General features: G+C 73.9%; 22 protein-coding genes and 1 pseudogene. 14 read left to right on the forward strand and 9 right to left on the reverse strand.

Features of this window, described 5'->3' with window-relative positions; all coding sequences use genetic code 11:
• Positions 1-19: 19 nt before the first annotated feature.
• Positions 20-1,156: a DUF6183 family protein gene (locus ACIDOF_RS17515; protein ID WP_409006820.1), complete on the forward strand. Its 1,137-nt coding sequence runs from the start codon at positions 20-22 to the stop codon at positions 1,154-1,156.
• Between the two features lie 73 nt (positions 1,157-1,229).
• On the opposite strand, the gene ACIDOF_RS17520 is transcribed toward ACIDOF_RS17515, so the two are convergent.
• Positions 1,230-1,712 carry a hypothetical protein gene (locus tag ACIDOF_RS17520; RefSeq protein ID WP_409006821.1) on the reverse strand — a complete coding sequence of 161 codons (483 nt, stop codon included), beginning with the start codon at positions 1,710-1,712 and terminating at the stop codon, positions 1,230-1,232.
• 123 nt (positions 1,713-1,835) lie between these two features.
• Complete coding sequence (locus tag ACIDOF_RS17525) at positions 1,836-3,287, reverse strand: amidase (protein WP_409006822.1); 1,452 nt, start codon at positions 3,285-3,287, stop codon at positions 1,836-1,838.
• Positions 3,288-3,436: 149 nt separating this feature from the next.
• Here ACIDOF_RS17525 and ACIDOF_RS17530 point away from each other — a divergent pair, with 149 nt between their 5' ends.
• From ACIDOF_RS17530 to ACIDOF_RS17540, 3 genes are all read left to right on the forward strand, one after another.
• The gene (locus tag ACIDOF_RS17530) at positions 3,437-4,522 is read left to right on the forward strand and encodes a LacI family DNA-binding transcriptional regulator (protein ID WP_409006823.1); all 1,086 of its coding nucleotides are present in this window, start codon (positions 3,437-3,439) and stop codon (positions 4,520-4,522) included.
• 50 nt (positions 4,523-4,572) lie between these two features.
• Positions 4,573-5,769, forward strand: a complete 1,197-nt coding sequence (locus ACIDOF_RS17535; RefSeq protein WP_409006824.1) for a thiolase family protein — start codon at positions 4,573-4,575, stop codon at positions 5,767-5,769.
• A 1,324-nt stretch (positions 5,770-7,093) separates the two neighbouring features.
• Positions 7,094-8,530 (forward strand): benzaldehyde dehydrogenase, encoded by a 1,437-nt coding sequence (locus ACIDOF_RS17540; RefSeq protein WP_409006825.1) that lies wholly within the window; start codon positions 7,094-7,096, stop codon positions 8,528-8,530.
• Positions 8,531-8,614: 84 nt separating this feature from the next.
• Here ACIDOF_RS17540 and ACIDOF_RS17545 read toward each other — a convergent pair whose 3' ends face one another.
• Entirely contained in the window at positions 8,615-9,016 is a 402-nt protein-coding gene (locus tag ACIDOF_RS17545) for a thioredoxin family protein (protein ID WP_409006826.1), read from the reverse strand.
• Between the two features lie 154 nt (positions 9,017-9,170).
• Here ACIDOF_RS17545 and ACIDOF_RS17550 point away from each other — a divergent pair, with 154 nt between their 5' ends.
• Positions 9,171-10,610 carry a dihydrolipoyl dehydrogenase family protein gene (locus ACIDOF_RS17550; RefSeq protein ID WP_409006827.1) on the forward strand — a complete coding sequence of 480 codons (1,440 nt, stop codon included), beginning with the start codon at positions 9,171-9,173 and terminating at the stop codon, positions 10,608-10,610.
• A gap of 67 nt (positions 10,611-10,677) precedes the next feature.
• Here ACIDOF_RS17550 and ACIDOF_RS17555 read toward each other — a convergent pair whose 3' ends face one another.
• Positions 10,678-10,884 carry an EF-hand domain-containing protein gene (locus ACIDOF_RS17555; protein WP_409007060.1) on the reverse strand — a complete coding sequence of 69 codons (207 nt, stop codon included), beginning with the start codon at positions 10,882-10,884 and terminating at the stop codon, positions 10,678-10,680.
• A 49-nt stretch (positions 10,885-10,933) separates the two neighbouring features.
• Positions 10,934-12,673, reverse strand: a complete 1,740-nt coding sequence (locus tag ACIDOF_RS17560) for an MFS transporter (protein WP_409006828.1) — start codon at positions 12,671-12,673, stop codon at positions 10,934-10,936.
• A 257-nt stretch (positions 12,674-12,930) separates the two neighbouring features.
• Between ACIDOF_RS17560 and pruA the strand changes: the two genes are divergently transcribed.
• The 3 genes from pruA (at position 12,931) to ACIDOF_RS17575 (ending at position 17,392) form a co-directional block, all read left to right on the forward strand.
• Complete coding sequence (gene pruA / locus ACIDOF_RS17565; RefSeq protein ID WP_409006829.1) at positions 12,931-14,559, forward strand: L-glutamate gamma-semialdehyde dehydrogenase; 1,629 nt, start codon at positions 12,931-12,933, stop codon at positions 14,557-14,559.
• 118 nt (positions 14,560-14,677) lie between these two features.
• On the forward strand, positions 14,678-16,132 hold the full coding sequence (locus ACIDOF_RS17570) for an FG-GAP-like repeat-containing protein (RefSeq protein WP_409006830.1): 1,455 nt from the start codon (positions 14,678-14,680) through the stop codon (positions 16,130-16,132).
• Positions 16,133-16,507: 375 nt separating this feature from the next.
• Positions 16,508-17,392, forward strand: a complete 885-nt coding sequence (locus tag ACIDOF_RS17575) for an NAD(P)-dependent oxidoreductase (protein ID WP_409006831.1) — start codon at positions 16,508-16,510, stop codon at positions 17,390-17,392.
• Here ACIDOF_RS17575 and ACIDOF_RS17580 read toward each other — a convergent pair.
• From ACIDOF_RS17580 to ACIDOF_RS17590, 3 genes and pseudogenes are all read right to left on the reverse strand, one after another.
• Complete coding sequence (locus ACIDOF_RS17580; protein ID WP_409006832.1) at positions 17,362-17,538, reverse strand: hypothetical protein; 177 nt, start codon at positions 17,536-17,538, stop codon at positions 17,362-17,364. The two genes, ACIDOF_RS17575 and ACIDOF_RS17580, sit on opposite strands and share 31 nt — an antisense overlap.
• A 10-nt stretch (positions 17,539-17,548) precedes the next feature.
• A pseudogene (locus tag ACIDOF_RS17585) lies at positions 17,549-17,674 on the reverse strand (dihydrodipicolinate reductase); the annotation flags it as partial.
• A 113-nt stretch (positions 17,675-17,787) separates the two neighbouring features.
• Positions 17,788-18,306 carry a DUF5959 family protein gene (locus tag ACIDOF_RS17590; RefSeq protein ID WP_409006833.1) on the reverse strand — a complete coding sequence of 173 codons (519 nt, stop codon included), beginning with the start codon at positions 18,304-18,306 and terminating at the stop codon, positions 17,788-17,790.
• 246 nt (positions 18,307-18,552) lie between these two features.
• On the opposite strand from ACIDOF_RS17590, the gene ACIDOF_RS17595 reads away from it, so the two are divergent.
• Positions 18,553-19,113, forward strand: coding sequence for a GlcG/HbpS family heme-binding protein (locus ACIDOF_RS17595; protein ID WP_409006834.1), 561 nt, complete (start codon positions 18,553-18,555; stop codon positions 19,111-19,113).
• A 29-nt stretch (positions 19,114-19,142) separates the two neighbouring features.
• On the opposite strand, the gene ACIDOF_RS17600 is transcribed toward ACIDOF_RS17595, so the two are convergent.
• Positions 19,143-19,592 (reverse strand): RidA family protein, encoded by a 450-nt coding sequence (locus tag ACIDOF_RS17600; protein WP_409006835.1) that lies wholly within the window; start codon positions 19,590-19,592, stop codon positions 19,143-19,145.
• A gap of 99 nt (positions 19,593-19,691) precedes the next feature.
• Between ACIDOF_RS17600 and ACIDOF_RS17605 the strand changes: the two genes are divergently transcribed.
• The 5 genes from ACIDOF_RS17605 (at position 19,692) to ACIDOF_RS17625 (ending at position 23,410) form a co-directional block, all read left to right on the forward strand.
• A complete protein-coding gene (locus ACIDOF_RS17605; RefSeq protein WP_409006836.1) occupies positions 19,692-20,150 on the forward strand; it encodes a winged helix-turn-helix transcriptional regulator in 459 nt (152 codons plus the stop codon).
• Positions 20,151-20,186: 36 nt separating this feature from the next.
• Positions 20,187-21,365, forward strand: coding sequence for a pentapeptide repeat-containing protein (locus ACIDOF_RS17610; RefSeq protein ID WP_409006837.1), 1,179 nt, complete (start codon positions 20,187-20,189; stop codon positions 21,363-21,365).
• Positions 21,366-21,508: 143 nt separating this feature from the next.
• Positions 21,509-21,916 carry a VOC family protein gene (locus tag ACIDOF_RS17615; RefSeq protein WP_409006838.1) on the forward strand — a complete coding sequence of 136 codons (408 nt, stop codon included), beginning with the start codon at positions 21,509-21,511 and terminating at the stop codon, positions 21,914-21,916.
• A 73-nt stretch (positions 21,917-21,989) separates the two neighbouring features.
• Entirely contained in the window at positions 21,990-22,478 is a 489-nt protein-coding gene (locus tag ACIDOF_RS17620; RefSeq protein ID WP_409006839.1) for a nucleoside deaminase, read from the forward strand.
• A 134-nt stretch (positions 22,479-22,612) separates the two neighbouring features.
• On the forward strand, positions 22,613-23,410 hold the full coding sequence (locus ACIDOF_RS17625; RefSeq protein ID WP_409006840.1) for a VOC family protein: 798 nt from the start codon (positions 22,613-22,615) through the stop codon (positions 23,408-23,410).
• Positions 23,411-23,624: the final 214 nt, after the last annotated feature.

Consider the following 23,624-nt stretch of genomic DNA (forward strand, 5'->3'; position numbering starts at 1 on the left):
CGGGGCGGTGGATGCACGGGTGCGGGAGGTTCTCGACGGGCTGCCCGAAGCGCGGGACGTGAACCCGGTGTACGCGGTCGTGGACGAGGCGCACGCGCGTGGCGACGTGCAGTTCCTCGGGCAACTCGGGTGCGCCCTGGGGGAGTTGTGGGGGCCGGAGCGGCAGTCCTGGCCGTACCGCAGCGTCTTCGACCACGTGCTGCGGCGGCTCGCGACCACGCCCGGGCGGGAGAACGTCGTCCAGGCCCTGCGCCTCGTCGCCCTGCCGAAGGTCGCGCGGCGCGGTCTGGACCGTACGACCGCGTCCATGCTGGCGTCCGAGCAGCCGCCCGAGCACCTCGCCGCCGCGTTCACCGAGCGGGCGTCGGAGGAGCTGCGGGCCTGCCTCGTCCACGAACTGGTGCTCCGGGGCGTGCCGGTGGCGGGCATCCCGCGCATCGCGGCCTGGGCGACCTCCCGGCACTGGCTCCACCACCCGCTGCGCCGCCTGCCGCTGACCCGCTCCGACCTGGAGGCCCACGCGGACCTGCCCCGGCACGGCGCGACGGGCAGCAGCTGGGGCATGCCGTACGGCCCTGCCAAGGAAGGGCGGGTGCTCGCCGCCGCCCGTACGACGGATGCCCGGGGCGCGGCAGACGCCGTGGCCGCCGTGGAGACGACGACCGAGGCCGTGGAGCGGGGCGTCGGCGCGGCCGTGCGGAACTGGACGGAGGAGTCCAACGGCCGCGTCGAAGCACGGGAGTTCCTCTTCGACGAGCCCCTCGCCGAGGCCGCCGTGCCCGCCGCGCTCCGCTCCCTCGGCCTCGACTGCCTCGCCGCGCACGAGGGGCGTCGGCCCGCGCTCACCGTCACCGCCGTCCCGCCGGACCACGCCTGGCGTGTGCTGTTCGCCGCCGCGTCCCAGGGCGGCGCGTACAACTACGGCGGCTGGGGCGCGTACGGCCGGCTCGACGCGTGGCGTTCCCTGGCCGCGCTCGCGGGCGTGCCGGAGACCGCCGGTTTCGAGGAGACGGAGGCCCGTGTTCGTGCCTCCACGTGGTACGCCTTCGAGTCCGACGCCCCCTGGTTCGAACAGGTCGCCTGGGACCTGGGCCTCCTCGCCCACACGGACGACGGCCACCGCCTGACGGTCCTGGCGGCGACGGACACGGACTGAGGCCTGCGGACGCGGTTCGGCCCGGGCGCGCACCGACGCGCGCCCGGGCCTGTTCACGTCCGTGGTGTGCGGATCACCAGGGGTAGTACTTCTTGTTGCCCGCCTTGCAGGTGTTGTTGGGGCCCCATTCGTTCTTGCACACGACGGCGCGGGCCCACTTGACGTTCTTGCCGATCTTCCAGGTCCGGTTGTTGTAGTGGTCGCCCCCGTTGGAGCACCAGTCGTCCTGGGCCAGGCCGACCTTGTACGTGGTGCCGTCGGTGGTCCTGGCGTGCAGCTGGACGTAGACCTCCTTGCCGTCGCAGCTCTTGTCCTTCGCGTAGGAGTCGATGTTGGAGAAGGTGCCGCGGTGCCCCTTGATGTACGTCCACTCGACCTTGCCGTAGCCCCAGCTCTCCGACTCGGCGGAGCTGACCCGCTTCTTGGCGGCGGCGACGGTGCTGGTCGTGTCCTGTGCGGGTGTGGCCGAGACAGCGGCGGCGCCCCCGGTGGCGAGCAGTGCGGCGCTGCCGACGCCGACGAACGCGGTCCTGACGGAGCGTGTGCTGATGAACATGATTCCCCCGAAATGCGGTTGGTGGTCGGTCGGTCGTTCCGGTGACGACCGTGGCAGCCGCCCCGCACCCGTCCGAAGAGCTTTCGGCCCGGTCCGAAACCCGCACCGTCGGGGGAACCGCCGTCATGCCTCGGATGCGGCGGGCCACCGCTCGAACCACCGCTGGTCGTCCTCCAGTTGGAAGGCGAGGGAGATGAGGACGGGTTCGCTGTGGGCGGGGCCCAGGAGTTGGGCGCCGACCGGGAGGCGGCCGGGGGTGAGGGCCGCGGGGACGTTGACGGCGGGCCAGCCGAGGACGTTCCACGGCCACGCGTACGGGCAGGCCGCGATCATCGCCCGGTCCGTGGCGAACCCGTTCAGGCCCGCGAGGGCGCCGACACGGGGCGGGGGAGTGGCCGTGGTCGGCGCGAGCACCACGTCGTAGCGGCGGAACACCGCGCCCACCCGGCGGTGCAGTGCGGCCTCGGCGCGGCGGGCCCAGCGCAGCGGCGCACCGCCGAGCGCGCGGCCGAGCCGGGCCGCGTCCCGGGTGCGCGGGTCGAGCAGCGCCGGGTCCGGCACGCGGTCGGCCCACTCGGCGATCCCGGCCGTCGCGCGCGGCACGAAGGTCAGACCGATCGGGCCGTACGCGGGGTCCGCCTCCTCGACGCGGTGGCCGAGCTCGGCGAGCCGGTCCGCGAGGCCGTAGACCGCCGCCCGTACGGCCGGGTCCAGCTTCTTCGGGGTGGCCGTGAACGGCATCCGGGTCGACAGGGCGATGCGCAGCCGGCCCGGGTCGCGGCCGACGGCCTCGCTCAGGCGGAGCGCGGGCGGCCGGTGCAGATCGCCCTCGTGGCTGCCGCTCGCGCAGTCGAGGAGCAGCGCCGCGTCCTCGACGGTCCTGGCCAGCGGGCCGTTCACGGTGATCCCCTGGAACGCCTCCGGGTGCGGCCAGGTCGAGATCCGGCCGCGCTGCGGCTTGACGCCGACCAGATGCGTCCACGCGGCGGGGATGCGCACCGAGCCCGCCCCGTCCGAGCCGAGCGCCGCCGGTACGAGCCCCGCCGCGACCGCCGCCGCCGAGCCGCCGGACGAACCGCCGGGCGTGTGCCGGGTGTTCCACGGGTTGCGGGTGTCGCCGAACGCGGGCCCCTCGGTGACCGGCCACTGCCCCAGCTCGCACGCGTTGGCCTTGCCCACGACGATCGCGCCCGCCGCGCGCAGCCGCCGTACCGCCTCCGCGTCCGCGGTCCGCACCGGGAAGTCGCCGCGGCAGCCGAACGCGGTCGGGGCGCCCGCCACGTCCATGTCGTCCTTGACCGCCACCGGCACGCCGAGCAGCGGGAGGCGTTCGCCCGCGGCGAGGCGGGCGTCGGCGTCCTCGGCCTCGGCGAGCGCGGCCTCGGCGCGCAGCACCCGGAACGCGTTGAGGGTCGGCTGCGTGGCCTCGATCCGGGCGAGGGCGCGCTCCACGAGCGCACGCGACGACACGTCCCCGTCGGCGAGCGCCCGCGCGCTGTGCGCGAGCCCCGCGGAACGGTAGGCGGGCACGGAGGCGTTCGGCGGTACGGGCGGTACGGGCGGTACGGGACTCATGTGGGGGGCACCTCTCCGTTACTCGTTCGTATGCCCGAACGGTAGCGGCGTGGGGCCGAAATCGGTATGCAGGGAAGGGAGTTGGGGGTGCGCGCGAGCGGGGACCCCGTCGCGGGCGGCCGTGGCGCGTCTGCAAGGATGCGGGCGTCATGGGGCACATACCGGAGCAGCCTGCACACCGGGACGCGGAGCGCGCGCGGCGGCGCGACAGTCCGCCCGGACCGCCGGGCCCGGCCCGCGTGTCCACCCCGACCAGCGCCGACGTCGCCCGCCTCGCCGGAGTCTCCCGCGCCACCGTCTCGTACGTCCTGAACAACGCCGGCTCCGTCCGGATCAGCGAGCCGACGCGGCGCAGGGTGCGGGCGGCGGCCGACGAGCTCGGGTACGTGCCGCACGCGGCCGCGCGGAGTCTGCGGGCCGGGCACAGCCGGATGGTCCTGATGCCCGCGCCGGCCATGCCCGTCGGCGGGCTCTACAGCCACCTCTTCAGCGAACTGCAGTGGGCGCTGCGCCGGCTCGACTACACCGTCGTGCAGTTCGGCAGCCTCGGCATGAGCGGCGACGACGCGGCCCGCGCCTGGGCCGAGCTGCGCCCCGTCGCCGTCCTCGCGCCCGGCGACGGCACGCTGACGCCGCGCGGCGTGCACGTCCTCGCCCGCTCCGGCGCGAAGGCCGTCGTGACGCTCGGGCCGCAGCGCGTCGAAGGGGCGCACGCGCTGCTCATGGACCAGCGCGCCGTCGGCCGCTGCGCCGCCGAGCACCTCCTCGGCCGGGGCAGCACCCGCATCGGCGTGGTCGTGCCGAGCGAACCCGGCTACCGGACGTTCTCCGCGCCCCGCCTCGCGGGCGTCCGCGCCGCCGCCGAGGCCCGCCCGGACGCCCGCGTCGTCCCCCTCGACCTCGGCTACGACGAGCAGTCCGCAGTCGAACTCGCCGGGCGCTGGCGGGAGTTGGGGCTCGACGCGGTGTTCGCGTACAACGACGAGTACGCCATGCTGCTGCTCCGCGCCCTGCAGGACGCCGGCGTGGACGTGCCCGGCGACACGGCCCTGATGGGCGCCGACGACCTGCTGCTCGGCCGGCTCCTGCGGCCCCGCCTCAGCACCGTCCGCATGGAACTCCCCTCGGGGCAGCGGCTCGCGGAACTGGTCGACCGCGTGGTCCGCGACCCCGCGGGCGCCCCGGAGGTGCACCGCCTTCTCGGCGTCGAGGCGGTCCGGAGAGAATCCACCTGAGAGACCCTCGCGAGCACAAGAGCCGGTACGCACGAACCCAAGGAGCAGGGATGAGCAGGCCCGCAGTGCGCGACGTGTACGTCGTCGACGCCGTCCGCACCCCCATCGGAAAGTTCGGCGGCGCCCTCGCCTCCGTGCGCCCGGACGACCTGGCCGCGCACGTCGTGCGGGCCCTCGTCGACCGCACCCCGGACCTCGACCCGGCGCGCATCGACGACGTGGTGTTCGGCGACGCCAACGGCGCGGGCGAGGACAACCGGGACGTGGCCCGTATGGCCGTGCTGCTCGCCGGGCTCCCGGTGAGCGTGCCGGGTGTGACCGTCAACCGGCTCTGCGGCTCCGGTCTGGAGGCCGTCGTGCAGGCGGCCCGCGCGATCGCGCTCGGCGACGCCTCCGTGGCGATCGCGGGCGGCGTCGAGTCCATGTCCCGCGCCCCGTGGGTGCTGCAGAAGCCCGAACGGGCCTTCCCCGCGGGCCACCAGCAGATGTGGTCGACCACCCTCGGCTGGCGCATGACCAACCCGCGGATGCCCGCCGAGTGGACCGTCGCGCTCGGCGAGGGCGCCGAACTCGTCGCCGACAAGCACAAGGTGGGCCGCGAGGAGCAGGACGCGTTCGCTCTCGCCAGCCACCGCAAGGCCGCCGAGGCGTGGGCCGCGGGCGCGTACGACGCCGAGGTCGTGCCGTACGAGGGCGTGGACCTGACCCGTGACGAATGCATCCGCGACAGCACCTCCCTGGAGGCCCTCGCCAAGCTGAAGCCGTCCTTCCGCAAGGACGGCGGCACCGTCACGGCGGGCAACGCCTCGCCGCTCAACGACGGCGCGGCCGCGCTGCTCCTGGTCGACGAGGAGGGGCTGCGCGCCACCGGCCGCGAACCCCTCGCCAGGATCGGCGCGTCCGCCGTCACCGGCATCGAACCGCAGCTCTTCGGCCTCGGCCCGGTCGAGGCGGTGCGGCGGGCCCTCGACAAGGCGGGCCGCGGCTTCGCCGACCTCACCACCTTCGAGCTGAACGAGGCCTTCGCCGCGCAGGCCCTCGGCTGCCTCGCCGAGTGGCCGGAGCTCGACCCGGAGAAGGTCAACCCGCGCGGCGGCGCCATCGCCCTCGGCCACCCGCTCGGCGCGTCCGGCGCCCGCCTCGCCGGCTCGGTGGCCCACCAACTCGCCGCAGCCGGCTCGGGCACGGGCCTCGCAGCCCTGTGCATCGGCGTCGGCCAGGGCATCGCACTGGTCCTGGAACGCTGACTGCGGTCGCTTGTGCAGGAGTTGGGGCGCGCCCCAGCGAAAGGCCACAGGACGACTCAGCTCCCACCCGGGGCCCGGAACGGCAACCGCTACTTCCCGTACGGGGCTGGGCCCGCCCCGCGAGGAGGCCTTGGGCAGCTCAGCTCCCGCCCGGGCCTGGGTGCGCGCCCCGAGGAGGCAGCGGGCGGCTCCGCTTCCTCCCCGGGCCTGGTTCGGTGACTTGGACCCCACGAGCAGGCGGTGGGCTGCCCTGCGAGGGCGTCCCGGGCGGCTCCGCTTCCGCCTGGGCCTGGGTGCGCGCCCCGAAGAGGTCCTGGTCTGCTCCGCTCGCGTCTTGGCCCCGGGGCGACAACTGGCCCTTTCTCTACGGGGGTTGGTCTCGCCTTACTGGCAGGCCCGGGGTGGCTCCGTTTCCGTCCGGGCCAGGGTGCGTGCCCCGCGAGGGGGCGGGTGGCCCCGCTCCCGCCTTGGCCTCGGATGGCAACCAGCTCTTTCCGTGTGGGAGTTGGTCTCGCCCCGCGAGGAGGCTCAGGGGGGTCCGCTTCCGCGCCGGGCGGGGGTGTGACTGGGCCTTCCCGCGCAGGCGTTGGGCTGTCCCGCGAGGGGGTGCCGGGCGGCTTCGCTTCCGCCTGGGCCGGGGGGGCTCCGAAGAGGTTCTGGTCGGCTCCGCCCGCGCATTGACCCCGGGATGACAACTAGCCCTTTCTCTACGGGGGTTGGTCGCGCCCCACGAGCAGGCCCCAGGGTGGCTCCGCTTCCGTCCGGGCCAGGGGTGCGTGCCCCGCTAGGGGGCAGGTGGCCCCGCTCCTGCCTTGGCCTCGGACGACAACCAGCTCTCTCCGTGCGGGAGTCCGCCTCGCGAGCCGGGCCCGGGCGGCCCCGCTGTCGTCCGGGCCCGGCGGGTCCCCGCGAGGAGGTTCCTGAGTGATCCCGCTCCCGCCGCCTGGTCTGGGGCGGCAACCAGCTCTCTCCGTACGTGAGTTGGATCCGCCCCATGAGGAGGTCCCGTGGTCGCTCCGCTTCCGTCCGGGCCTGGGCGTGTGCCCCGCGAAAACGTCTCGGGTGGCTCGCTCGCGTCCCGGCCTGGGGTGAGTCCCGCGCGGAGCAACCCGCCCTGGCCCGGGGCCGGTGACCAGCCCTGCCCCCGCCGGAGTTGGGCGGCCGAATCGTGGCGTTCGGGGGGCCGCCCCGCCCCCGTACCCCGTCGCTAGGATGTTGCGCGCTGAACTATCTACGGCGTACCCGTTGCCCCGCAACCGCCCGCCCTGGTACGCCCATTACCCCGTACCTGGTACCCCGTACCCGTCGAAACGGAGACCCCGGCATGCCCCTCCTCGACCCGAAGACCTGGCAGCCGTACACGCTGCACGGCGGTGAGCACACCGTCACGGAACCGGCGACGGGTGAGGAGCTCGGCACGGTCGGCCTCGCCGACGGCGACGACGTCACGGCCGCCGCCGAGGCGGCCGAGGCGGCGCAGCGCGCCTGGGCGGCGATACCGCACTTCGAGCGCGCGGCCGTGCTGCGCCGGGCCGGCGACCTGTTCGCCGCGCACGCCGACGAGCTGCGCGCCTGGCTCGTCCGCGAGTCCGGATCGGTCCCCGGCAAGGCCGACTTCGAGCTGCACGTCGCCGCCCAGGAGTGCTACGAGGCCGCCGCGCTCGCCTCCCGGCCCACCGGTCAGGTGCTGCCCAGCGAGGCCCCGCGCCTGTCGTACACGCGGCGCGTTCCGGTCGGCGTGACCGGCGTCATCGCCCCGTTCAACGCCCCGCTGATCCTCTCCATCCGCTCCGTCGCCCCCGCCCTGGCCCTCGGCAACGCCGTGCTCCTCAAGCCCGACCCGCGCACCGCGGTCTGCGGCGGCCTCGCGCTCGGCGCGGTGTTCGCCGAGGCCGGACTGCCCGAGGGGCTGCTGCACGTGCTGCCCGGCGGCGCCGCGACCGGCCAGGCCCTCGTCGCCGACCCGCGCGTCCCCGTCATCTCGTTCACCGGCTCGACCGCCGCGGGGCGTGCCGTCGGCGAGGCCGCGGGCCGCCATCTCAAGCGCGCGCACCTGGAGTTGGGCGGCAACTCGGCCCTCCTCGTCCTCGCGGACGCCGACCTCGACGCGGTGATCTCCACGGCCGCCTGGGGCTCGTTCTTCCACCAGGGCCAGATCTGCATGACGACCGGCCGCCACCTCGTGCACGCCTCGCTCTACGACGAGTACGTGGAGCGCCTCGCAGCCAAGGCCGACACCCTCGCGGTCGGCGACCCGCACCGCGACCCCGTGCACCTCGGCCCGCTCATCGACCAGGGGCAGCTCGCCAAGGTGCACGGCCTCGTCGAGTCGTCCACGGCGAGCGGCGCCCGGCTCGCCGCGGGCGGCAGCCACGTCGGCCTCTGCTACCGGCCGACGGTCCTCGCCGACGTCGACGACGACACCCCCGCGTACCGCGAGGAGGTCTTCGGGCCCGTCGCGCCCGTCCGCGCCTTCCGCGACGAGGACGAGGCCGCCGCCCTCGCCGCGGCGAGCCCGTACGGACTCTCCCTCGGCATCGTCACCCGCGACACCGCGCGCGGCCTGGCCCTCGCCGACCGCATCCCCACCGGCATCGCGCACATCAACGACCAGACGGTCAACGACGAGGCCGTCGCCCCCTTCGGCGGCATCGCGGCCTCCGGCACGGGCGCGCGGTTCGGCGGCGAGGCCAACCTGGAGGCGTTCACGGAGCTGCGCTGGACGACGGTCCGGGGGGACGCGGCGACGTACCCGTTCTGAGCGCGCCCGGCCCCGTACGCACGCATGCCGGGCCCGGACGATCCGGACCCGGCATGCGGGGGGAGCTTCGCTCGGCGGGGCGCTTCAGGCCTCGGGCGCGCCGCCCGGCTGCGCCTGACCCTGCTGGGCCTGCTCCTGGGCGATCTGCTTGCGCACCTCGTCCATGTCGAGGTTCCTGGCCTGGCCGATCACGTCCTCCAGGGCCTCCTCGGGCAGCGCGCCGGGCTGGGCGAAGATCGCGACCTTGTCGCGGATGATCGCGAGGGTCGGGATCGACTGGATGCCGAAGGCCTGCGCCAGCTCCGGCTGCGCCTCGGTGTCGACCTTGCCGAAGACGAGGTCCGGGTGACGCTCGGACGCACCCTCGTAGACCGGGCCGAACTGGCGGCAAGGACCGCACCAGGACGCCCAGAAGTCGATGAGGACGAAATCGTTCTCCGTCACGATCTCGTCGAAGTTCTCCTTGGTGAGTTCCCGGGTGCTCAAGTTGACCTACCTCTTCGCGGTCGGATGCGTCGTACTGCCCGCACAACGGTGCGGGTCAGCTCCCTATTCCTGGCCCGGAGGGCCCCCGGAACGCGGGACACCGATGCCCCTGCCCCTGTGGCCCGCTCGCACACATACGGGAAGACTGGCGTCCATGGGACAGCCACACGCAACAGCAGCCACCGAGTACGACGTCGTCGTCCTGGGCGCGGGCCCGGTCGGCGAGAACGTCGCCGACCGCACCCGGGCGGCGGGCCTCAGCACCGCGATCGTGGAGAGCGAACTCGTCGGCGGCGAATGCTCCTATTGGGCGTGCATGCCGAGCAAGGCACTGCTGCGCCCCGTCATCGCGCGCGCGGACTCCCGCCGCGTGCCGGGCCTGCGCCAGGCCGTGCAGGGCCCCCTCGACGCGAACGCGGTCCTGGCCCACCGGGACACGTACGCGAGCGACTGGAAGGACGACGGCCAGGTGGCCTGGCTCGACTCCATCGGCGTGCGCCTCTACCGGGGCGAGGGGCGGCTCGACGGCCCGAAGCAGGTCAAGGTCGTCTCGTCCGAGGGCGAGCACCACACCCTGAAGGCCCGGCACGCGGTCGTCGTCTGCACCGGCAGCCGGGCCGTCCTGCCCGACCTGCCGGGGCTGCCCGGCGCCCGCGCCTGGACCAGCCGGGAGGCGACCAGCTCGCGGGCGGTGCCGCCGCGGCTCGCGGTGGTCGGCGGCGGCGTCGTCGGCACCGAGATGGCCACGGCCTGGCAGGGCCTCGGCTCCCAGGTCACGATGCTCGTACGCGGCGAGGGCCTGCTGCCCCGTATGGAGCCGTTCGCGGGCGAGCTGGTCGCGGACGCGCTGCGCGAGGCGGGCGCCGAGGTCCGCACCGGCGTCTCCGTCACGTCGGTGACCCGCGACGGCGCGACCGTCACCCTCACCCTGGACGACGGCTTCAAGGCCGAGGCCGACGAGGTTCTCTTCGCCACCGGCCGTGCCCCGCGCACCGCGGGCATCGGCCTGGAGACGGTCGGCCTGGAGGACGGCGGCTGGCTGAGCGTCGACGACAGCTGCCGGGTCGAGGGCAGCAGCTGGCTGTACGGCGTCGGCGACGTCAACCACCGGGCGCTCCTCACGCACCAGGGCAAGTACCAGGCCCGGATCGCCGGCGCCGCGATCGCCGCCCGCGCGGCCGGCACGCCGATCCTGGAGACCGACCGCTGGGGCGCCCACGCGGCCACCGCCGACCACGCTGCCGTACCGCAGGTCGTCTTCACCGACCCGGAGGTCGCCGCCGTCGGCCTCTCCGCCGCCGAGGCCGAGGCGATGGGGTACCGGGTGCGTGCCGTCGACTACGACATGGCCTCGGTCGCCGGCGCCGGCCTGTACGCCGACGGCTACACGGGCCGCGCCCGCATGGTCGTCGACCTCGACCGCGAGATCCTGCTCGGTGTCACCTTCGTCGGCCCCGGCGCGGGCGAGATGTTGCAGGCGGCGACGATCGCGGTCGCGGGCGAGGTCCCGCTGGAACGCCTCTGGCACGCGGTCCCGGCGTACCCGACGATCAGCGAGGTGTGGCTCCGGCTCCTCGAGACGTACCGGAGCTAGGCCCCGCCCACCCCTACGCCGGTGCCCCCGGAACGTGCGTTCCGGGGGCACCGGCGGTGGTGTGGGGTCAGAGACCCATCGAGGCCCGGAACTCGTCGAACGAGACCTTCCGGTCACCGTCGGTGTCGATGGCGTCGATCAGCTCCTGCGCGGCCTCGACGGTGACGCCGGGCTCGCCGAGCTCCGCGACGACCTGCCGGTACTCCTCGGCCGTCAGCTGCCCGTCCCCGTCGACGTCGTACCGGTCGAAGACCTTGCGCGCCGCGGCTGCCATGTCGACCACTGGTTCCCCATTTCCTTGCTGTTTCAGGACCGCCCTCACTCTAGGACGTACGAGCAGCCGCCCCCGCAGCGCCCTCCAGCGCCAAGTCGACGGCGACGGGCCGCTGTTCGCCGTCGTGCAGGGCCGACGTGGCGCGCGGCGCGTGGCCCGGGGCCGTCGCGGCGAGGATGTACGAGCCGCCGGCCGGGACCGTGAGCGTGTAGGCGCCGTCGGGGCCGGTGAGGGCCGCGCCCGCCTGGCGGCCGCGGCTGTCGACCAGGGTGACCTTGGCGTGCGGCAGCGGGGCGCCGCTCCGGTCCAGCACCCGGCCGCGGAACGCGGCGAGCGCCTCCTCGGCGCGGGCCAGGGCGGCGTCCTCCTCGCTGCTGGCGCGCAGCTGCAGCCGTTCGGTGCGGCGGCCCGGCAGGAACACGGCGAGCAGCACGCCGACGGCGACCGCGCCGGTCGCGATCAGGAACGAGATCCGGAAGCCGTGCATCGTGGGGATCGCGACGCCGCCGACGTGGTCCGCGGTGTTCGCCAGGACCATGCCGATCACGGCCGAGGACACCGACGTACCGATGGAGCGCATCAGGGTGTTGAGCCCGTTGGCCGCGCCCGTCTCGGACGGGTCGACCGCGCCGATGATCAGCGCCGGGAGCGAGGAGTAGGCGAGGCCGATGCCGGCGCCGATCACCACCGAGACGACGACGGTCTGCCAGGCCGCGTTCATCAGGCCGAGCCCCGCCCCGTAGCCGACGGCGATGATCAGCATGCCGAGGATCAGCGTGACCTTCGGGCCGAAGCGGGCCGACAGGCGGGCGTACACGGGGGCGGTGAACATCATGGTCAGGCCGAGCGGCGCCACGCACAGGCCCGCGACGACCATGGACTGGCCGAGCCCGTACCCGGTGGCCGTCGGCAGCTGCAGCAGCTGGGGCAGGACCAGGGAGATCGCGTAGAACGCGACGCCGACCATGATCGAGGCGAGATTGGTGAGCAGCACCTCGCGGCGTGCGCTGGTGCGCAGGTCGACCAGCGGGGCCGTGCGGCGCAGCTCCATCGCGCCCCAGCCGACGAGCACGACGACGGCCGCCGCGAACAGGCCGAGGGTGGTGCCCGAGCCCCAGCCCCAGTCGCTGCCCTTGGTGATCGGCAGGAGCAGCAGGACCAGGCCGAGCGAGAGGCCGAGGGCGCCCGCGAGGTCGAACCGCCCGGGGGCGCGCAGCGGGCTCTCCGGGACGACGGCCAGGGTCAGGCCGATCGCGAGGACGCCGAGGCCGGCCGCGCCGAAGAACAGGGTGTGCCAGTCGGCGTGCTGGGCGACGAGCGCGGCCAGCGGCAGCGCCAGACCGCCGCCGACGCCGATCGAGGACGACATCAGGGCCATCGCGGAGCCGAGCTTCTCCGGCGGCAGCATGTCCCGCATCAGGCCGATGCCGAGCGGGATCGCGCCCATCGCGAAGCCCTGCAGGGCCCGCCCGGCGATCATCACGAGCAGCTGGTCCGTGAACCCGCAGATCAGCGAGCCGACGACCATGATCGCGAGGCTGGCGAGCAGCATCCGGCGCTTGCCCGCGAGGTCGCCGAGCCGCCCCATGATCGGGGTGGCGACGGCACCGGCGAGAAGGGTGGCCGTCAGCACCCAGGTGGCGTCGGCGGGCGCGGTGTCGAGGAGCTCCGGCAGGTCCTTGATGACCGGGACCAGCAGGGTCTGCATGACGGCGACGACGATGCCGGTGAAGGCGAGGACGGGGACGACACCGCCGGTGCGGCGGGACGAGGTCGTCGGGCGGGACATGAAGCGGGGCCTCCGGGGGCGGTCGCGGGCGGATGCGGAAGGCTGAGCCGGTTACGTGCACCTCGAACCTGTTTCCTCGGGCGACTATTCCGATGTTCGTCGTACGAGACGGAACCTTGACCTTTTCATTACGTGCTGCGCGGCTGAACTGCTCACCGCACGGCGGATGTCGGCCCGCCCGGGGCCCTACACGCCACCGCCTCCCGGGGCATCCTTGGACTGTCGGCTGCCGGACGACCGTCCCAAGGAGGAGCCCCATGGATGCCATCACCTCGGTACCGGAGCCCCACAACGAACCCGTCAAGGCCTACGCACCCGGCTCGGCGGAGCGGGAGTCGCTGCAGGAGCGGATCGCGCAGCTGAAGTCCGAGCGCGTCGACCTCACCCAGACCATCGGCGGCGTGCAACGGCGCGGCGACGGCGAGCCGTTCGACGTCGTGCAGCCGCACGACCACCGGCACGTCCTAGGCACCGCCGCGCAGGCCACCTCCCAGGACGTGGCGGACGCCGTGCAGGCGGCCAAGGACGCCGCCCCCGACTGGGCCGCCCTGTCCTTCGACGACCGGGCCGCGATCCTGCTCCGCGCCGCCGAGCTGCTCTCCGGCCCGTGGCGGGACACCATCAACGCCGCGACGATCCTGGGCCAGTCCAAGTCGGTGCAGCAGGCCGAGATCGACGCGGCCTGCGAACTCATCGACTTCCTGCGGTTCAACGTGCACTACGCCCGCCGGATCATCGCCGAGCAGCCGCGCTCGGTCCCCGGCGAGTGGAACCGGATGGACTACCGCCCCCTGGACGGCTTCGTCACCGCGATCACCCCGTTCAACTTCACCGCCATCGCCGGCAACCTGCCCACCGCCCCCGCCCTCATGGGCAACACGGTGGTGTGGAAGCCGACGCCTTCGCAGCAGCTCGCCGCGCACTTCACGATGCGGCTCCTGGAGGCGGCCGGGCTGCCCGACGGCGTGATCAACCTCGTCACCGGCGACGGCCGCGCCGTCAGCGAAGTGGCCCTCGCCGACCCGGGCTTCGCCGGACTGCACTTCACCGGCTCCACCGGCACGTTCAAGAAGCTGTGGCGCACCATCGGCGACAACCTGGACCGGTACCGCAGCTATCCGCGCATCGTCGGCGAGACCGGCGGCAAGGACTTCATCGTCGTGCACCCCTCCGCCCACCCGGCCCCGCTGGCCACCGCGTTCGCCCGCGGCGCCTTCGAGTACCAGGGCCAGAAGTGTTCGGCGGCGTCCCGCGCGTACGTGCCGCGTTCGCTCTGGGAGGGCGGCCTGCGGGACGAGCTGGCCGACCTGACCCGCACCGTCCGGTACGGCGACGTCAGCGACTTCTCGTTCTTCGGCGGTGCCGTCATCGACGCCCGCGCCTTCGCCAAGCACAAGGCGGCCCTGGACCGCGCGGCCCGCACCGGCTCCATCGAGGTCCTGGCCGGCGGCGGCTGCGACGACTCGACCGGGTACTTCGTCGACCCGACCGTCCTGGTCTGCGACGACCCGGCCGACGAGGTGTTCACCACCGAGTACTTCGGCCCGATCATCGCCGTGCACGTCTACGAGGACGCCAAGTACGCCGAGATCCTCGACGTGGTCGACTCCTCCAGCCCGTACGCCCTGACCGGCGCCGTCTTCGCCACGGACCGCACCGCGATCGACCTCGCGCACCGCAAACTGCGCGGCGCGGCCGGGAACTTCTACGTCAACGACAAGCCCACCGGCTCGATCGTGTCCCGCCAGCCCTTCGGCGGCAGCCGGGCCTCCGGCACCAACGACAAGGCCGGGTCCCTGATGAACATCCAGCGCTGGACCAGTCCGCGGGCCATCAAGGAGACCTGGGACGCACCCGTCGGCATCGACTATCCGCACATGGGCTGAGCCCGCGCCCGCCCGTACGGCGTGGCCTGTGGCCCCGTACAACCTTGTACAACCTTTCCGTGGTCTCAGAGGTCTCCTCCGCACCCCCCCTTCTCCTCTGTCCCACGGAAAGGACGTCATGTCCCGCCACAAACGCTCCCGTCGCCTCGCCGTCCTCGGAGCCGTGGTCGTCGCCGCGGCTCTGGGCGGCGGCCTGTTCGTCGCTCTGCCCGGTGACGCGAGCGCAGCACCCTCCGGCCTCGCCGACGACTTCAACGGCGACGGCTACCGCGACCTGGCGACCGGAGCCACGGGCGCCGTCGCGAACAGCAAGGCGAAGGCCGGCGCCGTGGTCGTCAACTACGGCTCGTCCGGCGGGATCAGCGCCGCGCGCAAGAAGATCACGTCGCAGAGTTCCTCGGGAGTGCCGGGGGCGTCGGAGACGGAGGACCGGTTCGGCACCGAACTCGCGCACGGCGACCTGAACGGCGACGGCTACGGCGACCTCGTCGTGGGCACGCCGCTGGAGGACGTCGACGGGGACGCGGACGGCGGTGCGGTCACGGTCCTGTGGGGCAGCTCGTCCGGCCTGTCGGGCGGTACGACGCTCAGCGACCCGAACGGCTCGGGCCACGACCGGTTCGGCCAGTCCCTCGCCGTCGGCGACTTCACCGGCGACGGGCGGACGGACCTGGCCGTCGGCTCCACCGGCAAGGACGTGTGGATCTTCAAGGGCGGCTTCACCAAGTCGGGCGGCGCGGCCGGGAAGCTCCGCTTCGACGCGCAGATCGAGGCGGGCGCCTACCCGAGGGGCGCCGTCGGGCTGGCCGCGGGCGACTTCGACGGCGACGGCACGGACGACGTGGCGGTGGGGTCCTCCACCGGCAACGTCGTCTACCGGGGCGGCCCGACCGGGCCGACCTTCCAGGCCGAGGTCGGCGAGGGCTACGCGAGCGCCCTGGCCGCGGCCGACTTCGACCTCGACGGGCACGACGACCTGGTCGTCGGCACCGACTCCCCGGCCGTCCTCGACCCGACGCCGGCGGACGGCGGCTACGTCACCGTCTTCCCCGGCGGAGCGGCCGGCCTCGACGCCTCCCGGAGCGAGGTGTTCAGCCAGGCCACCGCGGGCGTGCCCGGCGCGGACGAACACGACGACCTCTTCGGCGGCACCCTCGCCGCGGGCGACGTCGACGGCGACGACTACCCGGACCTCGCGGTCGGCGCCTTCTTCGAGAGCGTCGGCTCCGCCTCGCACACCGGCAACGTCTGGGTGCTGTACGGAGGTTCGTCCGGAGTGACGGCCACCGGCGCCCAGTCCTTCCACCAGGGCACCACGGGCGTGCCGGGCGCAGGCGAGTCGTCCGACCTGTTCGGCCGGGCCGTCCACCTCGCCGACCACAACAGGGACGGCCGCGCCGACCTGGCCGTGGGCGCGTCCGGCGAGAACAGCGACGACGGCGCGGTGTGGGTCCTGCGCGGCTCCGCCTCCGGCGTCACCACGTCCGGCGCGGTGAGCTTCACCGGCCCGACCGTGGGCATCACCCGCTCCGGCCAGGACCCCGTGTTCGGCCGCCCGATGTCGGGCTCCTGACCCACGGGCCCGTACGCAGGGCTCGTGTCCTGCGGAACTTGTTGGCCGTACGCAGGGCTCGTGTCCTGCGGGACCTGCGGATGCGTACGCAGAAGAGGCGGCACCGGAGGGAACCGGTGCCGCCTCCGCGCGTTCCCGCTCAGGCGGCTGGCTGTGGTGCGGCGGTGGTGGAGGAGGAGGGCCAGGGCGGCCGCCCCGACACCGCGCGCTGCGCGAGCTGATCGGCGAACTGTCCACGCAGAGCCCGGACTTCCGCGCCGCGCAGGGCAGAACCGGCCGGACCGGCGGCTCCCGACAGCGCCGCGCGACCGGAGCCCCCGCCGACTGAGCGACCCCGCCGAGCATCCGGATTCCGCGCCGGGGAGACTCGTCGGCATGACCGACAAGATCAACGTGACCGTACTGGGCACCGGCATCATGGGTGCCGCGATGGCCCGCAACCTCGCCCGCGCCGGACACACCGTCCGCGCCTGGAACCGCAGCCGCGCCAAGGCCGAGCCGCTCACCGCCGACGGCATCGGCGTCGCCGACACCCCCGCCGAGGCAGTCGAGGGCGCCGACGTGGTGCTGACCATGCTGTACGACGGTCCGGCGACGCTCGACGTGATCCGGCAGGCCGCGCCCGCGCTGCGCCCCGGGACGCCGTGGGTGCAGTCGACCACCGCGGGCGTCGAGGGCGTCGCCGACCTGGCCGCCTTCGCCCGCGAGCACGGACTGCCGTTCTACGACGCCCCCGTCCTCGGCACCCGCCAGCCCGCCGAGGCCGGACAGCTCCTCGTCCTCGCGGCCGGTCCGACCGAGCACCGCGGCGCGGTGACGCCGGTCTTCGACGCGGTCGGCGCCCGCACGGTGTGGACCGGCGAGGACGGCGCGGCCGGTTCGGCGACGCGCCTGAAGCTGGTCGCCAACAGCTGGGTCCTCGCGGCCACCGGCGCGGTGGGCGAGGTCCTGGCGCTGGCGCGGGCGCTCGACGTCGACCCGCAGAACTTCTTCGACGCCATCGACGGCGGACCCCTGGACATGGGCTACCTGCGCTCCAAGTCCGCGATGATCCTCGAAGACCGGCTCACCCCGGCCCAGTTCGCCGTCACCACCGCCGCGAAGGACGCCCACCTGATCGTCCGGGCGGGCGAGGAGAACGGCGTACGCCTCGACCTCGCCGCGGCGGCGGCCGCCCGCTTCGACCGCGCCGCGGACCAGGGGCACGGGGAGGAGGACATGGCGGCGGCCTACTTCGCGAGCTTCGACGAAGAGAACTGACCCGCCACGCTGCCGACCGCCACCGAGCCGACCGCTGCGGGGCCGACCACCTCCACGCCGTGCCCTTCGCCGACGGCGAGGACACGGGCGCCGGCCTGCCCCGCGCGCACCGGCTCGTTGGCGCCGGCCGGCGGCCGGCTGACCATCAAGGATTCGGTCCCGGCCGGCCTTCGCAGGGGCATGCACGAGCACCCCGACGAGGTCGAGCAGGGGGTGCGCGACGACGGCACGGATCACGGCCCGCCCGATGTTCCCGGTGCCCCACACGACGGTCGGAATCATGCGCGGAGGGTAGCGGGGGAGGGCGTAGGTTCCCAGGGCGTCGACCGCTCAAGGCGCATGGGTGTGCCCGGGCTTGCTCGGTCCTGGTGAGCCCAGGCGTGGTCCGGAGCTGCTCAGGTGCGGTCCGCGTGTGCTCCGGGTTGGTCCAACGGCCAGGTCTCGCGGACGAGTTCGAGCCGGCGGTACGCGTCGTCGAACCAGGCGTCCGGCAGGGGGACGGTGACGGTGACCGTCGTCAGGGACATGGCCGGGTCCCGGACGGAGACCCGACACCTGCCCGCGTCACCGACACTCTCTTCGCCGCGCTCGATGCGGAGTTCGGGGGCCCGCTGTCCTTCCCGCCAGGCGACGTCGTGTCCGGCGTCGAGCGCGTCGAGGGCCTCCTGCCATGTCTGCAGGTCCGTGGCGAAGACCCAGGTCGCGAGCCGCCCCCGGACGAACCCGGTCTCGACCACGAACTCTCCGACAAGAGCCCGCGCCCGGCCCCCGCCCCGCCCCTCGCCCCCGGTCGCTCCGCTGATCCGCAGGGCGACGCAACTGCCGTCCCCCTCCAGCCGCAACAGGTCGACAGGTTCCTGAGCGGGTTCCTCGGCGGGTCCCTGGGTGGGTTCCTCGGCGGGTTCCTCAGCCATGCGTGATGCCCTCCCGGCGTGCGTGTGTCGGCGAAGACTAACGGCGGTACGAGGCTGCGCACCGCGCGGGTGGGCGTCGGCGCATCGACCGATCGGTTGATCCGCGGACCCCCGAACGGCTGGCGGAACGGACCCGAGTTGGCGACGGCGCGGCCGTGCGGGCTGCCGAGACTGAGGCAGAGCGGGAACGCCGCCCAGCCGGGGGCTCCCGCGTCCTTCCTGCCCGGACACCTTGAGGAGACCCCGTTGAAGCACGCGAAGAAGCCCCACCGTACGCGGATCCTGATCGGCGCGGGCGTCGCCGCCGCCGTCGCCGCGGGGACCGCCGGGGTGCTCTCCGCCAACGCGACCGAGACCGACGCCGCGCCGGCCGCGGCCGTGACGGAGGCCGCGGCGTCGAACACGACGCAGTCGACGCATCTGACGATCGACGCCGCCACGAAGGCCGCGCAGGCCGCGCTCGACGCCGCGGAGAAGGAGAACCAGCGGGTGACCGTCGCGGTGGTCGACCGCAACGGCAACACGATCGTGACGCTGCGCGGTGACGGCGCGGGCCCGCAGTCGTACGAGTCGGCCGAGAAGAAGGCGTACACCGCCGTGTCCTGGAACGCCCCGACCTCCGAGCTGGCCAAGCGTCTGGAGCAGGCCCCGAACCTGAAGGACATCCCGGGCACCCTGTTCCTGGGCGGTGGCGCCCCGGTGACCGCGAAGAACGCCCCGATCGCGGGCATCGGTGTCGCGGGCGCCCCGTCCGGCGACCTCGACGAGAAGTTCGCCCGGGCTGGCGTCGCGGCCCTGGAGCAGTAGGCGTCAACCGGCGTGCGGCGCCCCGGAGTTCAGGCTCGGGGGCGCCGCACTGCCGCATCCGGGTCCGTCTCGTCCAGCAGCGCCGTCGCCTCCACCTCCACGAGTACGTCCGGCTCGAAGAGGTACTCCACCCCGATCAGCGAGGCCGGAGGCATCGGGAGCGGCAACCCGATCTCGTCGGCGACGGCCTCCACACCCGCCATGAAGTCGCCGATCTGCTCCGGGCTCCACCGCGTCACGTAGAACGTCAGCCGCAGCACGTCCGCGAACGACGCCCCCGCGCCCGCGAGTCCCACGGCCGCGTTCCGCAGCGCCTGCGCGACCTGCCCGGCGAGGTCGCCGGGTGCGACCGGGGTGCCGTCGGCCAGGCGCGCCACCTGCCCGCTGACGTGCACGTGCTTCGTGCCGGTGCCGACGGCCACGTGGTGGTACGGGGCGGGCTGCAGCAGCCCCGGCGGCGTGAAGTGCTGAACGGCCACGGTCTTCTCCTCACTGCGACGGCTCTCCGCGTCGCGAACTCCCGGTATCCGTAAGCTACTTAGTGCCGGAAGGACACTTCAACGAGACCAGGTTTCGCCATGGATACCGCCGCCCCCACCCCTGAGCCCGCGCCGCAGCCCGCGCCCGCCCCCGAGCCCCCGCAGGGCTCCGAGCCCGAGCCCGAACTCCGGACCACCCCGACGCACCGTGAACTGCTCGACCAGGTCCTCGACAAGTGGTCGCTGAGCGTCCTCGGCGAACTGTGCGAACGCCCCTGCCGTTTCAACGAGTTGCGCCGCGCCGTCCCGCAGGTCACGCAGAAGTCCCTCACCGCCACACTGCGCCGTCTGGAGCGCAACGGCGTGGTCGAGCGTGAGGTCGTCCCCAGCCGCCCCGTCGCGGTCAGGTACCGGATCACGCCCCTCGGCAAGACCCTGCGACCGCCCGTGGAGGCGCTGCTCGCCTGGGCCGACGCCCACCTCCCGGCCGTCCACCGCGCCCGCGAGGCCTACGACGAGCGGGAGTTCGGCGGTACGAGCGAGGAGCCCGGCCGCTGAGTCGAGGGCGCGGCCCGTGCTGCGATCATGGCCCGTATGAACACAGGGGGAACCGGCGAGTCGGCCAACGGCCTTGGCAGTGCGGGGAGTTCGAGCAGCAGCCGCCGTACGCGGTCCCGGCTCCTGGCGGTCGCCGCCGTCGCCGGGGCGCTCGCCGTGCTTGCGGTGGTGATCGTCGTGCTGCCGGGCCTGGTCGTCGACCGGGACCTCGGCGGGGCGCAGGTGTCGGCCGCGCAGCGGCTCGCGGCGGTGAACAACGTACGGACGACGCTGGTGCAGGCGGTCGGCGGCGCCGTCGTGCTGTTCGGCGCGTACGCGACCTGGCGGCAGCTGCGGGTCAACCAGGAGGGCCTGAACGCGACCCGGGAAGGCCAGGTCACCGACCGGTTCAGCCGCGCCGTCGACCAGCTCGGCAGCGAGAACACGGACGTGCGGATCGGCGGGCTGTACGCGCTGTGGCGCACGGCCGAGCACTCGGAGCGGGACCGGGAGGCGATCGTGTCGATCAAGGCCGCGTACCTGCGCACGCATCTGCCGTGGCCCCCGCACGGCGATGCGCCCGCGGCCGACGTGTCCGTCAACGCCGTCGCCCCGCTGGAGACCCGCGTCCCGGACGCGCAGGTCGCGCTCACCGGCCTCGGCGTGCTGTGCGAACACCGCAGGCCCGACTGGCTCAACGTCAGCCTCACCGACCTGCGCCGCGCCGACTGCGACGGCCTGTGGCTGCACCACGTCAACTTCGACGGCGCCTGCCTGGAGGCCGGGAGCCTCTACCGGGCCAACCTGACCCGGGCCTCGTTCATCGGCGCCACGCTGCGACACGCCCAGCTCGGCACGGCGGTCCTGCACGGCACCCGCTGCGTCGAGGCCGACCTGCGCGGCGCCCAGCTGATCCGCGCCGACCTCGCCGGGGCCGACCTCACCGACGCCGACCTGCGCGAGGCCAACCTCCGCAAGGCCCGCTGCCGGGGCGCCGCGTTCGCCCGCGCCGACCTGCGCCTGGCCGACCTCCGCGGCACCGACCTCGGCGACGCCGACCTGACGGGCGCACGCCTCGACGGCGCCGTGGCGAGCCGACTCACCCGCTGGCCGGGCGACTTCGACCCCGAGCAGGCAGGCGTCCTCCTGGCCGACGACCCGGGCCCGTCCGAACCGAGCCTGCCGCGCCCCGCGGCGGCCCTGGAGGGCGAGGTGCCGCAGCTGCGGTCGATGTGAGGCGGCAACCCGATGGGCGTACAGCGATGAGTTTCGGCCGACGCACCGGTCTACCGTCCAGAACAGGCCGAACCAGAACAGGTTCAGCAGAAGCAGAACCGGCTGAAGCACCGCGCCGCCACACCGACTGGGAGACCCGAGCCATGTACCAGCAGATGATCTTCGTGAACCTGGCCACGTCCGACCTCGCCGCCGCCAAGAAGTTCTTCACCGAGCTGGGCTACGAGATCAACGCGCAGTTCAGCGACGACACCACCGCGTCGATCCCGCTGAGCGACACGATCGTCGTGATGTTCCACACCCCGGAGAAGTACGCCCAGTTCACGAAGAAGCAGATCGTCGACTCCACGCAGTCCAGCGAGGTGCTGCTCGCCCTCAGCGCCGAGAGCCGCGAGAAGGTCGACGAGCTGGTCGAGAAGGCCGTCGCGGCGGGCGGCCGGATCAGCGGCGAGACCCAGGACCACGGCTTCATGTACGGCCGCGCCTTCGACGACCTGGACGGCCACACCTGGGAGGTCGTGTGGATGGACCCGGCGGCCGTGCAGGGCTGACCGCGCGGGCGGCGGCGTACGATCCCACCGGCCCCGCCCGCCCGGGCGGGGCCGCGACGGAAAGGACCACCTGATGGAAGCCGCCGACCTGCCCCACCTGCGTCGTTGCGTGGAGTTGGCCGCCGAGGGGCTCGACGCGGGGGACGAGCCGTTCGGGTCCGTGCTCGTGAGCGCCGAGGGCGAGGTGCTCGCCGAGGACCGCAACCGCGTCGCCGGCGGCGACCACACGCAGCACCCCGAGTTCGCCCTCGCCCGCTGGGCCGCCGCCCACCTGAGCCCGCAGGAGCGCGCCGCCGCGACCGTGTACACGTCCGGCGAGCACTGCCCGATGTGCTCCGCCGCGCACGCCTGGGTCGGCCTCGGCCGGATCGTGTACGTCGCCTCGTCCGCCCAACTCGGCGCGTGGCTGGACGAGTTCGGCGTGGCGCCCGGCCCCGTGGCGGCCCTGCCGATCAACGAGGTCGCGCCGGGCGTGCCGGTCGAGGGCCCCGTCCCCGAGCTGGTCGACGAGGTCAAGGAACTGCACCGCCGCCTGCACACGCAGAGCGGGCCCGCCACCTGAGGCGACCCGACGCCCGAACATCCCCCCCCGCCCCACCCGCGCGGGCCCGCCGTGCGGCCCCACGCCCGCGCGCCTACCGTGACAGTGACACTCGTACACACGCACGGCCGGGGGCGGGAAAGGGCTGGACCACCATGACCGCATGCGCGGACGGCGCTCCCTGCTGGGCGGACGCCATGTTCCCCGACATCGGCGCCGCCAAGGAGTTCTACGGCGAGCTGCTCGGCTGGACCTACGACGAGGGCTCGCCGGAGTTCGGCGGCTACACGCAGGCGTACTCGAACGGCAGGGCCGTCGCCGCCGTCGTACCGCAGCTGCCCGAGATGTCCGGGCAGCCCGCCGCCTGGAACTTCTACTTCGCGTCCTCGGACGTCGCCGCCACCGCCGAGAAGATCACCGCCAACGGCGGCAAGCTGCTGATGCAGCCCATGGACGTGGGCGACTTCGGCACGATGGTCAGCGCCCAGGACCCGGGCGGCGTCCACTTCAGCGTGTGGCAGGCGGGCAGCCACCAGGGCTTCGAGAAGCAGGGCGAGCCCGGCTCGTACTGCTGGGCCGAGGTCAACACCCGTGACACCGCGGAGTCGGACGCCTTCTTCCCTGCGGTCTTCGGCTTCGGCGTGAAACGGGTCGTCGACGACGCGGTCGACTTCCACCTCTGGGACATCGGCGGCGAGCCCGTCATGGGCCGCTTCAAGATGGGCGACGAGGTGCCGGCGGACGTACCGCCGTACATCAGCGTGTACTTCGGCGTGGCGGACTGCGACGACGCCGTGGCCACCGTGCGGCGCCTCGGCGGGCAGGTGTTCTTCGGGCCGATGACGATGCCCTTCGGCCGCTTCGCCGCGGTCGCCGACCCGCAGGGCGCTGCGTTCGCCGTCATCGACCAGGCGACCACCGGCGGCGACATGCCGCAGTTCGCGCAACCGTAGACCCGCGCCCCGCCCCCCAGTTCACCGCGCCGCCCGCCAACTCCCCGCAGTACGAGGGGAGTTGGCGGGCAGCTCTGCGGATGCCCCGTGCCCGCACGCGGGCCTCCGCCTCCGGGACAGCCGCCGCTACACCGAAGGATGTACCGCGCCGGTCCTCGTTCTCCTCACTGCTCACGACGCCCTCGGCGCCCGCCGCCGACACGATGGGAGCACC

The sequence above is a fragment of the Streptomyces sp. Da 82-17 genome (assembly GCF_046098215.1).
In the GTDB taxonomy this organism is placed as follows: domain Bacteria; phylum Actinomycetota; class Actinomycetes; order Streptomycetales; family Streptomycetaceae; genus Streptomyces.